This is a genomic window from Aquirufa rosea (genome assembly GCF_004118285.1).
Classification (GTDB): domain Bacteria; phylum Bacteroidota; class Bacteroidia; order Cytophagales; family Spirosomataceae; genus Aquirufa; species Aquirufa rosea.
Map to the genome: position 1 here is coordinate 35663 of NZ_SDHY01000001.1, position 13795 is coordinate 49457.

Genomic DNA, 13795 nt, shown 5'->3' on the forward strand with positions numbered 1-13795 from the left:
TTTAAGTTAGGAACGATTTTAATTTTAAGTTTACAAGATGAAACAAACTCTCTCCTCTGTAGTTTTTTTATGTTTTTTGAGTGCATTAACGTTTGCTCAAACGAATAAACCTGTCATTGAATCCGATAATGGTATGGTTGTATCTACTCATCCAGCCGCCAGTGAGATTGGATTACAAATTTTAAAACAGGGAGGTAATGCCATCGATGCCGCCATAGCTGTCAATTTTGCCCTAGCAGTATGTCACCCAGCTGCAGGAAACATTGGTGGTGGAGGTTTTCTGGTTTATAGAGATAAGCATGCCCAGACTTTTGCCTTGGATTTTAGAGAAAAGGCACCATTAAAGGCATTTAGAGACATGTACCTTGATGAGGGTGGGGCCATTATTCCGGGTAAGAGTCAGGCTGGCATCTTTTCAGTTGGAGTCCCTGGAGCGGTGGCAGGGATGGTGGCCATGCATCAAAGATTTGGGAAATTAGCTTGGGCTGATTTGGTCAATCCATCTATTGAGTTAGCTAGGAGAGGGGTGGTCTTGACGGAAAAAGAAGCTAGAGGTTTAAACAATCAGAAAGAGGATTTTTTGCATTTCAATCCCGGTAAAAGCTATATGATGAAAGCTGATGGATCCATCTGGCAAAAAGGTGATTTATTTGTCCAAGAAGATTTAGCTAAATCATTAGAGAGAATTGCCAAAAGAAAGTCTAAAGGGTTTTATCGTGGCAAGACAGCACGCCTACTTGTAAAGGAAATGAAACATCAGGGCGGCATTATCAATAAAAATGATTTGAAAGCCTACCAAGCTGTATGGAGGAATACAGTTGATTTTGAATACAAGGGTAAAAAGATTATTAGTATGCCGCCACCATCTAGTGGAGGAATTGCCTTGAATCAATTGTTGAAGATGGTAGAACCATTCCCTTTGTCAAAATGGGGGCCTCAATCTGATTCAACTATTCAGGTAATGGTAGAAGCTGAAAGAAGGGTTTATGCTGATAGAGCCAAGTGGTTAGGAGATCCTGATTTTGTTAAAGTACCTCAAAATGAATTAACCGATATTAATTACATAGAAGGTCGAATGAAGGATTTTAGCTTTCAAAAAGCTAGTTTAAGTTCTTCCATTTCTGCAGGTCAATTTCCTGGCTATGAAAGTCCAGAGACTACCCATTATTCTATCGTAGATAAGGAAGGAAATGCCGTTGCTATTACCACTACTTTAAATAATAGTTATGGTAGTAAAGTGTTTGTGGGCGGTGCAGGATTTTTATTGAACGACGAAATGGATGATTTTAGTGCAAAGGCAGGTGCCCCTAATTTATATGGTCTAGTTGGCTCAAAAGCCAACGAGATTCAACCAGGAAAGAGAATGCTTTCTAGTATGACACCTACTATTGTGGAAGAAAATGGTCAACTGAAGCTTGTGGTAGGAACCCCAGGTGGCTCCACCATCATTACGTCTGTATTTCAAGTGATTATTAATACACTGGAAATGGGGATGAACATGCAACAAGCCGTAGAGTACCCTCGTTTTCATCATCAATGGTTGCCTGATCAGGTAAATTTTGAGAGAAACCGATTTACCCCCGAACAAATCCAGCGATTGAAAGAAAAAGGATACAAATTACAGCCTGTTTCCGGAATTGGTCTCGTAGAAGGAATTTTGGTATTACCTAACAAGAAATTGCAGGGAGGTGCCGATTCCAGGGGAGATGATACTGTTTCTGCCTATTAAAACATTTTAGCTACCAAGAAGGCTGCCCCAGCTGCGGCGGCTCCTATAGAGGTAACTTTTAATGCTCCAATGATGGGTTGTTGCCCAGTTATTTTGCTTTTGAAATAACCAAAAACAAACAAAGCGAACAAAGTTATTGCTGCCGAATACATCAATCCATCTTCAGGATGTTCTAAATAAAAGTAAGGTAACAAAGGAATTAACCCACCCAAGGCATAGGAAATGCCTATGGTTAAGGCGGAATTTCTGGCACGATTTGGGTTAGGTTTTTCTAAACCTAATTCAAATCGCATCATGAAGTCGACCCATTTGTCTTTGTCACTTGCTATGCAATTAACTACTATTTCCTGAGCTTCTGGACTAAGGCCATAATCCTCAAATACCTCCCGAATTTCTTCTTTTTCCCTTTCAGGTACACGCTCCACTTCATCATACTCACGGGCTAACTCAGCTTCATAATGCTCTTTTTCAGTCATGCCGGCCAAATATCCCCCTAGGCCCATGGCAATAGAGCCTGCGACAATCTCGGCAACACCTGCAGTCGTTACGATATCATTACTGGAAACAGCACCAGATAAACCAGCAGCTAGGGCAAATGGAACGGTTAAACCATCTGACATCCCGATAACCACATCAGTGAGGAAGTCAGAACTTTTTAAATGTTTTTCGTGAAGGTGGTGATCGGGTCCGTGCATATTGATTATCGAATGCCGTGCATCATTCGTTTAAGAGGTCCAATGGCTAAAACATATAATATTATTGCTGCTATCCCTGTTAGGGTAACAAAAAGCATGAAGAAATCGTATAAGTTATGAATTTCAAATCCTAGGAAGCTTGGGAATTTCATTTGACCTGCGACCTGTTCAGCTGGAGGAAGTAAAGCACCCAGAGTTCCAGCCAAAGCGTAACCTGCCGCATTTGCTAAAAACCAAACACCCATAAGTAAAGAGGAAAACCTTTTGGGAGCTAATTTGGATACCAATGATAAACCAATAGGAGATAAGCATAATTCTCCCATAGTATGGAATAAGTACATGATAATGAGCCAAATAACTCCCAATTTACTCGAGCCTAAATTTTTGATTTGAGAAGCAATAATTAAATAGCCAATGGATAGCAATAATAATCCAATGGCCTGTTTAGCCGGTGAATTAGGTTCCAATCCTCTTTTGTTCAGCCAAATCCATAACCACGAAAATGGGAAGGCTAACAAGATGATAAAAAATGAATTGGCATTTTGAACGGAACTTGGAGGTAATTCTATTCCTAGGAAATGTAAATCGGTTTGTTGGTCGGCAATGAAAGTCAAGGAGGAGCCCGCTTGTTCAAACGAAGCCCAAAAGAAAATTACGAAAAAGGAGATGATGTACATGACCAAAATTCGATTTCTCTCAATACTGGTAATAGTTTTATCGGTAATAATTAAAAAGGCTAAACTAATTCCAGAGGAATATATGACTGGATAAATCCAATCTTTAATAACATTCGGTTCTTCCGTCACAAAGAAATAATGGAAGGTGAAAATTAGTCCTACAAATAAAATGATGGCGCTTATGATGGATTGAGTGCTGAATTCGGCTTTTTCTGTTTCATTAGATACCATTTGACTCTCATTTTCGGAGAAGGGTTTACCTCCTACGGGTCTTCCATCTGGGTCAATGATGTATTTGTTTTTTAAAAAGTAGAAGGAAATTGTTCCAATCAGCATGGCTGTTCCCGCGGCAAAGAATCCCCATTTAAATGCGTCAAGTACTCGAATGCCGTCTACTTTTACGTCTCCTAAAAATGGACAAATCAACATACCTAGGAGTGCTCCCGTATTAATTCCCATATAGAAAATGGTAAATGCGGCATCTAAGCGGTTATCTCCCTTACGATATAATTGACCTACCATAGAGGAAATGTTGGGCTTAAAAAAACCATTTCCTATGATTAAAAAAAACAATCCACCCCACATAAGATTTTGGGATAGAGATAAATCCATTTGAAAGGTGCTAGCAGAAGAGAACATGAATAACTGACCAATAGCCATTACCATACCTCCAATCAAGATACAATTCCTATTTCCTAGAAAACGGTCTGATATATATCCCCCAGCCATGGTAGTCAAATAGCTTAAACCTAAAAAACCTCCGTATAAAATTGAGGCATCAGTTTGTTTGAAAGCTAGGGCATTTACTAAAAATAAAGAGAGCAAAGCTCTCATTCCATAAAAGTTAAAACGTTCCCACATTTCTGTGGAGTATAAAACATAAAGTCCTTTCGGGTGACTGCTGGAATTTTCTGACATATGGTTGATGAATACAAGTGCCAAGATACAAGAATGTTGTAAAATTTGATAATCTGAAAAGGATTTAATCTGAAAACCGATTAGAAAAAATGAATTCAGATGTGAAACATATTTTGTAATATTGTTTTTCATTTGTCCTTAATATTTTTCAGATTTTCAACCATGGGTAAAATCATTGCTATTGCTAATCAAAAAGGGGGTGTCGGTAAGACCACTACAGCTATTAATTTAGCAGCCTCTTTGGCAGCATTGGAATTTAAAACATTGATTATCGATGCAGATCCACAGGCAAATTCCACCTCTGGACTCGGTTTAAATCCGAAAGAAATTACACGTAGTATTTACGAATGTATGGTGGGTTTGGCTCAGGTCAAGGAGAGTATCGTTTCCACTGAATTAGAATATCTGGATATCATTCCTTCACACATTGATTTAGTGGGTGCGGAGATTGAAATGATTAATTTAAATAATCGGGAAGCCCGCATGCGTGAATCATTGGCAGAAATCAAAGATACATATGATTTTATCATCATGGACTGCTCTCCGTCATTGGGTTTGATTACAATCAACTGCCTAACGGCGGCTGATTCAGTGATAATTCCCGTGCAGTGCGAATATTATGCTTTAGAAGGCTTAGGGAAGCTTTTAAATACAATTAAAATCATTCAATCTCGTTTAAATCCGAATTTGATGATTGAAGGAATTTTGTTGACCATGTATGATTTAAGATTACGTTTATCCAATCAAGTAGTAAATGAAGTGAATAGTCATTTCAAAAACATGGTTTTTGAGACGATTATTCCAAGAAATATACGTTTGTCAGAATCACCGAGTTTTGGTATTCCTGCTATATTGCACGATGCAGAAAGCAAAGGAGCCATAAGTTATTTAAACTTGGCTAAGGAAATTATTACTAAAAACGGTTTATTACAAGCTGTTTAGCAGAATTGAATCATATGAGTGCCAAGCAAGAAACAAGTTCAAAAAAGAGAATCGGTTTAGGTAGAGGTCTGGGAGCTTTGTTAGAGGATTCAGTCAATGTATCCACTTCCAAACATGCACCAGAACTTGCCGGCAGTTTAGAGGGAGTCAATTTGATGGATGAAATTCCATTAGAATATATAGAAACTAATCCCTATCAACCTCGTGAGCATTTTGAGCAGGAAGCACTCGCGGACCTTGCGGAGTCTATTCGTATTCAAGGAATTATTCAACCTATTACCGTTAGAAAATTAGCACCTAAAAAGTTTCAGTTAATTTCTGGTGAGCGTCGTTTACAAGCCTCTAAATTGGCAGGTCTGAGTAGTATTCCAGCTTATGTAAGGACAGCCGATGATCAGCAAATGATAGAAATGGCACTCATTGAAAATATTCAAAGAGAGAATTTAAATGCGATAGAGATAGCTTTGTCATACAAAAGGTTGATGGATGAATGTCAATTGAAACAAGAGGATTTGGGAAATCGTGTGGGGAAAAGTCGTTCCAATGTGACCAATTATATGCGATTGTTGAAATTGCCTATTGTTATTCAAGCAGCAATTAGAGATGCGAAGATTTCCATGGGACATGCGCGTTGTTTAGTTTCTGTCGAAAATCCTGAATTGCAACATGTGCTATTTCAAAAGACGATTTCAGAAGAATGGTCGGTGAGAAAATTAGAAGATGCTGTTAGACAATCTGCTCATCCTGACTTAGGAAAACCTGAAGATGCTAAGAATTTGCCTTTGGCTGAGATACAACAAATCCAAAAGACTTTTGCCGAATTCTTTCAATCTCCTGTTTCATTTAAGATGAATGAGGATGGTAAAGGGGAGTTGAAAATTAGTTTTAAGTCCAAGGAAGAGCTATTAAAGCTATTGAAGGCCGTACAATAGTAGATCATGAATGATGTCAAAGCCCCCATTTATTTGGGATTATTAATTTTCATTGGGCTTTTTTTATGTTCTTGGGTATCCTTGGCGAATTCTATTTCAATAGATACCTTGGATAAGAACAAAGTAGTTAAAGTAGATACTGTTAACGCAGTCAAAAAAAAATCATATAAAATTATCCCCCGCGTAGCTACCTTGAAATCTTTGATGATTCCAGGTTGGGGACAGTATTACAACAGGCAATATTGGAAATTACCTTTGGTTGCAGGTGCTTTTATTACCTTAGGACTCATTGCCGATTATAATCAAGTGCGATATGTGAAGTATCGGGGCTATTATTACATAGCTTCCCCCCATCCGGAAGATCCTAGCTATGTGCCTCCAGCTACTGTGGCTGTTCCATTTGAGGATGGTTTGATTCGAGATTTGGACGTGAATCAATTGAAACGTTTAAATGACGGTTACCGTAGAAATAGAGATTATACTTATATTGGGATGGTTTTGGCTTGGGCTCTCAATGTGGTAGATGCCAACGTAAGCGCTCATTTAAAGACATTTGACGTTTCTGATGACATTACTTTGAAAATAAAACCCAATTTTGAATACCAACCTAATGCCAATGGCTTGTATTCTGGTATATCTTTGTCTTTTAATTTTAAAAAATAAGTCGAATGAAAATTGTTTTGATTGGTTATGGGAAGATGGGCAAGGAAATTGAACGAATTACACTTAGTAGAGGACACCAAGTGGTGGCTAAAATTGACATAGATAATCCAAACGATTTACAAAAATTAACTAAGCAAGATGTAGATGTGGCTATCGAATTTTCTAACCCTCAATCTGCTTATGCTAATATCATTACCTGTATAGAAAAGCAAATTCCTGTAGTTTGTGGTACTACCGGTTGGTTAGAAAAAAAGCAAGAAGTAGAAGAATTAACTCGTAAAAATGATGCCACCTTTTTTTATGCATCGAATTATTCCATAGGGGTAAACTTGTTTTTTGCCTTAAATAAATATTTGGCCAAATTGATGGCTCCACATGCCCAATATGAGATTTATACAAATGAAATACATCATACAGAGAAAAAGGATTCGCCTAGTGGTACCGCAATTACCATAGCTGAAGGTATCATTGAAGCTTATTTAAATAAAGATGTTTGGGTAAATAATCAAATTCCACAAGCCAACGAAGTTGCCATTTGGTCTCAAAGAGAATCTACTAAGCCTGGTACCCACACGGTAAAATACATCTCTAAAGTGGACCAAATAGAAATTACCCATGAAGCATTCAGCAGGGAAGGATTTGCTCTAGGTGCAGTGATTGCTGCCGAATGGTTAAAGGATAAAAAAGGGGTATTAGGTATGGGTGACATGCTTAAATTAGGATAATATGCAAGATATAGAAGTAATAAAGCGGGAATTGGACGAACAAGGAGTAGTAGTTATTCCTCAGTTTTTTGATCCTGAATTGATTAAAAACTTACAGACAGCTGCCAAGCAGATTTTTCAGATTCAATTTGACCATTTTGGAATTCAAGGGGATTATTTAAGTCAAATGGTCCAATTGTTTGAAAATCATTTGGATGAATTCATCAATTGTGGAAAATTGATTCAAACAGGTTTGATTGAGCTGTATCAGCTGGCTGTACATCCTGATTTAGTGAATTTAATGCGTGAAATGGGCATGGAGGTACCCAATATGTGTACAAGGCCAGTTTTGTTTTTTAATCATCCTTCTTTAGCCAAATCAGAACACTTTTATAAAACTCCTTTACATCAAGATTGGGTGTCTATGTTGTCCTCTGCTGATTCAGTGGTAGTTTGGATACCCTTGATGGATGTTGATGTGGCTCATGGACCAGTTGTTTTCTATCCAGGTTCACATAAACTAGGGCCATTGACCGATAAAATTGATAATGGATTTGCGGAGGTACCTTTTGATCGAAATTCCTATCCACGGTTACAGCCCGAATTAAAAACGGGTGATATTGCAGTGTTTTCGACTATGCTGGTGCACGAATCTGGAGTGATTACTAATAATGAGATACGTTGGTCTTGTCATTTTCGTTATACCAACATGAAGGATCCTGATTTTATTGAGAGGGGGTTCCCTCATCCCTACATACATAAACCATCTCAAGAGCTGATTGATAAATTTTTGAAAAAGAAATAAAATGAAACAAGAGGAAACTAAACATCCTAAACAAAAGTCAGCTTTTAGAGAATGGCTTGATTCAGTGGCTTTCGCTGTGGTGGCAGCTACATTAATCCGATTTTTTCTATTTGAGGCCTATACTATTCCTACACCTTCCATGGAGAGTTCTTTAATGGTGGGTGATTTTTTGTTTGTTAGTAAAATGCACTATGGAGTGAGAACTCCTAAGACGCCATTGCAATTGCCTTTGACTCATCAAAAAATATGGTTCACCAATTTGCCTTCCTATTTAAGATGGTTGGATTTACCTGTATTTCGTCTTCCCGGTTTTTCTGAGGTAAAAAAAGGAGATGCCGTAGTATTTAATGCACCGAATTGGGAAGAAGATGGGGATGCGCCTTTAGATTTAAGAACATTTTACGTAAAACGTTGCGTTGCTACCCCTGGGGATGTGATTGAAGTGCGAGATCAACAAATTTTTGTCAACGGAAAGGCCATGGAGAATCCTGAAAGAATGCAACATCCGGTCTTTTTGAAGACCAAGGAAGAGTTGGATGAGTCTTTCTTCGATCAGTACGGTATTCGTAATTCAGTAGATGCGAGTTTTGAATCTTCAGATTGGCTTCCTTTGGCAGATTCTACGAATCAATTGGTTGGATACAAAGTCAATACAAGTAAAAAGAATTTGGATGAAATCATGAAATTACCTTTTAAAAAGGAGATTGATTATAATTCTTTCAAAGATCCTAAAGGAGTGACTTATTTGGATATTTTTCCGCATGATACAATCCAGTTCAAGTGGAATCGTGATTTTTTTGGACCGCTTCAAGTTCCTAAAAAAGGTTGGGTAGTTATATTAGATGCTAAGTCTATTCCCCTTTATCAAGAGGCTATTCGTAATTATGAAGGTAATAAAGATATCACCCTTGAGGGAGGTAAACTAATACAAGATGGTAAGGTATTAAGCTCATATACCTTTAAACAGGATTATTTTTTTATGATGGGGGATAATCGTCATAATTCAGCCGATTCCCGTTTCTGGGGATTTGTTCCGGCTGATCACATTGTAGGAAAGGCGGTCTTTGTCTGGATGTCTTTGGACCCAGGTAAAGGTTTGTTTTCAGGTAAAATTCGATGGAATCGAATTTTTAGATTTGTTAATTAGAAATATCTTGATATTTGACAATAGGCCATCCATTTAAATTTGGATGGCCTATTTATTTACAATACTCTCAATACAAATCCCTTCAAGTAATGACTTTCCGGGTGGAATAGATTGATCGGATGATCGGGTGCTTGAGTCATTTGGTGAATCAGCTGAATTTCTCGGCCAGCGGCAATTCCAGCGGCAACCAACATATTGAGAAACAGTTCGCGGCTAATGACCTGTGAACAAGAATAGGTGAAAATTAATCCATTCTTCTTGATTTGCTGAATAGCTAATTGATTGATCTTTTGATAACCTTGCAAGGCTTTATGTTTCGTATTGACCGATTTAGCAAAAGCTGGAGGATCCAATATGATGATATCAAATTCATCTTGGTTATTTCTCAAATAGGGGAGAGTTTCACCTACGATCGCTTGATGAGTTTTATTTTCAAATTTATTTAAGGCTATATTTTGATTCACCAAATCGATAGCCTTCGAGGATGCATCTAATGAAATAACCGAAGAAGCACCTGCCTCCAAAGCATAAAGAGAAAAGCCTCCTGAATAACAAAAGGTATTTAAAATATGCATTCCTTTAGCATATTGACTTAATAAGGCCCGATTATCTCGTTGATCTAAAAAGAATCCGGTTTTTTGGCCGGTAACCCAATTAACGGAAAACTTGACTCCATTTTCTTTGATTTCATATGGTACATCCGCTGAACCAAACAAATAACCATTCTGACATTGATGGGCAAAATTGGTAGGTAAGGTTTCTTTGCTTTTATCGTAAATCGCTTTTATTTTCTTTCCAAATACTTTTTTTAGGGCTTCAATGATGCTTTCCTTGTTTTGGTACATCCCAATAGAGTGTGCTTGAAATACGAAAATATCTTTGTAAACGTCTATGATTAATCCCGGACAGCCATCTCCCTCGCCATGTATGAGTCGGTAAGCATTAGTATCTTTCAAATCTAATTTTTGCCTTAAATCCCACGCTTTCTTGATTTTCTCCTCCCAAAGATCCATCAAATCCTTAACGGGAGTGAAGGATACAATTTTCACTGAAATACTTCCTAGGTAAAAATGGCCTAGCCCTAGAAAATCACCTTCTGCACTTAGAACATTTACCCAATCTCCATCTTGCAATTTCCCACTTTGTTGATGAATAGCCCCTGAAAATATCCAAGGGTGAAACCTTCTTACTGGCGCGTCTTTCCCTCTTTTTAGGGTTATGCTTTCATTTGTTATCATACTGCAAAATTGCACAATTTTATTTGAAATCACTTTGTCCTCCTAGAATCCATGCAGTGAATAGTAAATCTCCAAGATGCAAGACCGCACTTTTAAATTGTTGTTCTATTTGTCCATCTAAGGCATGATGATAGGCCAAACTGAAATTCCTGCTATAGGTTTTTATTAGGGAATTCCCCTTTTTCTCAAAGGTGTAAATTCTATTTTCTGGGGTAATTTGATGTATTTCTTTTTCTTTTTTTAATAAAATAGGAACCATTTGGTGGGCTTGCAAAACCCATTTCCAGCAAGATTGAAGTGGGTTTTCGACAAAAGTAGCTGCACCAACCCAATCTTCTAGTCCGCTATCCATCAATTCAGGAATTCTGGATTCCCAAAAACTATGCAAGCCTTGTTGGCCCGTTTTTTGCCCATCATAATTTGAAGTGGTGTGCAAGGGTACATGGGCATCTGCTACATAATGTCCTAATTCAGCCGACAGTTTGATGATGGTCGTGGTATCATTTTTACTAAATGCTTGAATTAATAGATCATGGACTTGTATTATATGCCAAGGGACTATCCCATGTTTTTGTAAGCTGTCTTCTGTTACTATTTTTTTCGCTTGCTGAATTGAAGTATAGGCTATTTGTATAGGGTAAAGGTCTAAGTCAATATAATGTCGGGCTGCTTCTTGGTCTAATACATACCTTCTTTGGTCCGGTAGTACTGCCCACTCTTCCATGGCCTTGAGATGTCTTTTGTAAAATTTACTTAATGAAGCTGGTAGAGTGAAAACGGCCAGTCTATTAACTTTTTTGTGAGCAAAGAATCCCCATGGAAGGGAATAAGAAGGATAGCTTAAAAGTAGGCATAGGCTTAAATGGATTTGAAATATTAGGCTTTTTTTAGATAAAATCTTGTGTGTATGAATCATTTTATTTACTTTTGCATTTCAATTTTCAAAAGAATAGAAATTTTTTAGTTAAAGATGGCAAATCATAAATCAGCATTAAAGCGTATTAGAGCAAATGAAGCAAAGCGTTTGCGCAATCGTTACCAGCATAAATCTACTCGTACCTTAATCAAGAAATTGAGATTGACTACAGATTCATCTGTAGTGGTAGATTTATTCAAGCAAGTTTCTTCCGCTTTGGATAAATTGGCAAAGAAGAATATCATTCACAAGAATAAAGCTGCTAACCAAAAGTCGAAATTAGCGAAGTTGGTAAACAAAATTGCTGCTTAATAGCTTGATTATCAGATAATTGATAAACCCTGCCTTCGGTAGGGTTTTTTTATGTCCCTTTTTTACCTTCGCTTAAAAAGATATTATGTACGAAGGTCAAAATTTGAGTATTAAGTCATTAAATGTGGAAGATCGTCCACGAGAGAAATTAAATTTAGTAGGGAAGGAGTTGTTAGGAGTTGATGAATTATTGGCTATTTTGATTCATTCAGGTATTCCTAATAAGTCGGCACTTCAAATGGCGAATGAATTGTTGAATTCCATAGGAGGTAACCTCAGTACATTAGGAAGATTTTCACTCCATGATTTTATGAAGTTTAAAGGCTTGGGAAAGGCGAAGGCTACCATCTTAGTGGCTGCTTTAGAATTGGGACGAAGAAGGATGTCATATGAGGCATCTCAATCTGTTCAAGTAATTCAAAGTTCAAAAGATGCACACCGTTTATTTTATCCTCATCTGTTTGATTTAAACCACGAGGAGTTTTGGGTCATGCATTTGAATCGGGCGTCCAATTTATTGAAATTACAAAGATTGAGTATGGGGGGTGTTTCTGGTACTTCGGTAGATTTAAAGCTTCTATTTAAATCAGCATTAGAAACGATTTCCAGTTCATTGATTTTGGCACATAATCATCCGTCTGGCCAATTGAAGCCAAGTAAGGCAGATCGAGATTTAACGCAAAGAATTACGGAAGCTGGTAAGATGCTGGATATTCAGATTTTAGATCATTTGATTATCGCTTCTCAGGGATACTTTAGTTTTGCCGATGAAGGCTACTTATAAATAAAGAAAGAGGACTACTTTCCTCTTTCTTTATAAATTTTCTGAAGTTTTGAACCAATTACAATAGAAATTGCGAACAAAATAATAAAAAATGCTGCTCCTGAATAACCCATAGTTGTATGTTTAATGACGTGCAAAAATACTAAAAAAATTAAAGCAGGCCTTTAGTGCTAGGTAAAGAATTTAAATTATTTACGTCTCTTTGGACTGCAAGTCGTAGTGACTTGGCAAAAGCTTTGAAAATAGCCTCGATTTTATGGTGTTCATTTTCGCCTTCAGCCTTAATATTCAAATTGGACTTAGAGGCATCAGAGAATGATTTGAAAAAATGTGAAAACATCTCTGTGGGCATTTCTCCAATCTTTTCTCTTTTAAAATGAGCGTCCCAAACCAACCAATTTCTGCCTGAAAAGTCGATGGCCACTTGAGCTAAGCAATCATCCATGGGTAACAAAAATCCATAACGATTTATGCCTCTTTTATTGCCTAATGCTAAGGCAAATGCCTCACCTAATGCAATACCCGTATCTTCAATGGTGTGGTGCTCGTCAATGTGCAAATCACCTTGAACCTTTACAGATAAATCCATATTAGCATGTTTGGCAATTTGATCCAACATGTGGTCAAAAAATCCAAGTCCGGTTTGGTTATTTGCTTGACCGCTTCCATCTAAATTTAATTCAATATGAATTTTAGTTTCATGGGTATTTCTGTCGTGCACTACCTTTCTTTGGGGTAACTGGAAGAATTGGAATATTTCATTCCAGCCTAGGCATTTGAGCGCAATCGAATCATTTAAATCATTGGGAATATTCAGATTTCCAATCAGTATGCCCTGGCATCCTAAATTTTTAGCTAATTGGATGTCGGTTAAACGATCACCTATGACAAATGAATTGGACAAATCATATTCTTGAGTAAAATACTCTCCTAATAATCCAATTCCTGGTTTTCTTGTGGAAAGGTTTTCATACGGAAAACTTTTATCGATATGAATCTTGGTAAAATGAATCCCTTCAGAAGCTAAAATTTCTAACATTTTATTATGTGCCGGCCAAAATGTCTCCTCTGGAAATGAAGGAGTTCCTAAGCCATCTTGATTGGTGACCATGACTAATTCAAAATCAGTCGAATCGACAATCTTCTTTAAGCTAGAAATGACATTGGGTAAAAAGGATAGTTTTTCGTAACTATCTACCTGTTGGTCTATGTTAGGTTCCACAATTAGTGTTCCATCACGGTCAATGAATAATACTTTCTTCATCTGGCAAAGTTAATGATACATTTTCATGGAAATTAGAAATATAAAAAAATACTATTCAAAATATGTCAA

At 37.3% G+C, this 13795-nt stretch carries 14 protein-coding genes; 9 read left to right on the forward strand and 5 right to left on the reverse strand.

Going from position 1 to position 13795, the window contains the following annotated elements; translation table 11 throughout:
* Nucleotides 1–37 precede the first annotated feature (37 nt).
* Nucleotides 38–1729, forward strand: a complete 1692-nt coding sequence (gene ggt, locus ESB04_RS00170; RefSeq protein WP_129025036.1) for a gamma-glutamyltransferase — start codon at nucleotides 38–40, stop codon at nucleotides 1727–1729.
* Here ggt and ESB04_RS00175 read toward each other — a convergent pair.
* Both ESB04_RS00175 and ESB04_RS00180 read right to left on the reverse strand, forming a co-directional pair.
* On the reverse strand, nucleotides 1726–2424 hold the full coding sequence (locus ESB04_RS00175) for a VIT1/CCC1 transporter family protein (RefSeq protein WP_129025038.1): 699 nt from the start codon (nucleotides 2422–2424) through the stop codon (nucleotides 1726–1728). The genes ggt and ESB04_RS00175 overlap by 4 nt on opposite strands.
* 5 nt (nucleotides 2425–2429) lie before the next feature.
* Entirely contained in the window at nucleotides 2430–4019 is a 1590-nt protein-coding gene (locus tag ESB04_RS00180) for a peptide MFS transporter (RefSeq protein ID WP_129025040.1), read from the reverse strand.
* 162 nt (nucleotides 4020–4181) lie between these two features.
* Here ESB04_RS00180 and ESB04_RS00185 point away from each other — a divergent pair, with 162 nt between their 5' ends.
* From ESB04_RS00185 to lepB, 6 genes are read left to right on the forward strand one after another with little or no spacing between them, the layout of a single operon-like run.
* Nucleotides 4182–4961 (forward strand): ParA family protein, encoded by a 780-nt coding sequence (locus tag ESB04_RS00185; protein ID WP_129025042.1) that lies wholly within the window; start codon nucleotides 4182–4184, stop codon nucleotides 4959–4961.
* Between the two features lie 14 nt (nucleotides 4962–4975).
* Nucleotides 4976–5893 (forward strand): ParB/RepB/Spo0J family partition protein, encoded by a 918-nt coding sequence (locus tag ESB04_RS00190; protein ID WP_129025044.1) that lies wholly within the window; start codon nucleotides 4976–4978, stop codon nucleotides 5891–5893.
* 6 nt (nucleotides 5894–5899) lie between these two features.
* The gene (locus ESB04_RS00195; RefSeq protein ID WP_129025046.1) at nucleotides 5900–6556 is read left to right on the forward strand and encodes a DUF5683 domain-containing protein; all 657 of its coding nucleotides are present in this window, start codon (nucleotides 5900–5902) and stop codon (nucleotides 6554–6556) included.
* 5 nt (nucleotides 6557–6561) lie between these two features.
* Nucleotides 6562–7281: a 4-hydroxy-tetrahydrodipicolinate reductase gene (gene dapB / locus ESB04_RS00200; RefSeq protein WP_129025048.1), complete on the forward strand. Its 720-nt coding sequence runs from the start codon at nucleotides 6562–6564 to the stop codon at nucleotides 7279–7281.
* A 1-nt stretch (nucleotide 7282) separates the two neighbouring features.
* Nucleotides 7283–8065 (forward strand): phytanoyl-CoA dioxygenase family protein, encoded by a 783-nt coding sequence (locus ESB04_RS00205; protein ID WP_129025051.1) that lies wholly within the window; start codon nucleotides 7283–7285, stop codon nucleotides 8063–8065.
* A gap of 1 nt (nucleotide 8066) precedes the next feature.
* Nucleotides 8067–9212, forward strand: coding sequence for a signal peptidase I (lepB, locus tag ESB04_RS00210; RefSeq protein ID WP_129025053.1), 1146 nt, complete (start codon nucleotides 8067–8069; stop codon nucleotides 9210–9212).
* A gap of 56 nt (nucleotides 9213–9268) precedes the next feature.
* Here the strand turns inward: lepB and ESB04_RS00215 are convergent, their stop codons facing one another.
* Nucleotides 9269–10450, reverse strand: coding sequence for a class I SAM-dependent rRNA methyltransferase (locus tag ESB04_RS00215; protein WP_317127006.1), 1182 nt, complete (start codon nucleotides 10448–10450; stop codon nucleotides 9269–9271).
* Between the two features lie 19 nt (nucleotides 10451–10469).
* Entirely contained in the window at nucleotides 10470–11366 is an 897-nt protein-coding gene (locus ESB04_RS00220; RefSeq protein ID WP_129025055.1) for a zinc dependent phospholipase C family protein, read from the reverse strand.
* Nucleotides 11367–11420: 54 nt separating this feature from the next.
* On the opposite strand from ESB04_RS00220, the gene rpsT reads away from it, so the two are divergent.
* Both rpsT and radC read left to right on the forward strand, forming a co-directional pair.
* The gene (rpsT, locus tag ESB04_RS00225) at nucleotides 11421–11678 is read left to right on the forward strand and encodes a 30S ribosomal protein S20 (RefSeq protein WP_129025057.1); all 258 of its coding nucleotides are present in this window, start codon (nucleotides 11421–11423) and stop codon (nucleotides 11676–11678) included.
* An 85-nt stretch (nucleotides 11679–11763) separates the two neighbouring features.
* Complete coding sequence (gene radC, locus ESB04_RS00230; RefSeq protein WP_129025059.1) at nucleotides 11764–12462, forward strand: RadC family protein; 699 nt, start codon at nucleotides 11764–11766, stop codon at nucleotides 12460–12462.
* Between the two features lie 151 nt (nucleotides 12463–12613).
* Here radC and hisB read toward each other — a convergent pair whose 3' ends face one another.
* Complete coding sequence (gene hisB, locus ESB04_RS00235; protein WP_129025061.1) at nucleotides 12614–13726, reverse strand: bifunctional histidinol-phosphatase/imidazoleglycerol-phosphate dehydratase HisB; 1113 nt, start codon at nucleotides 13724–13726, stop codon at nucleotides 12614–12616.
* Nucleotides 13727–13795: the final 69 nt, after the last annotated feature.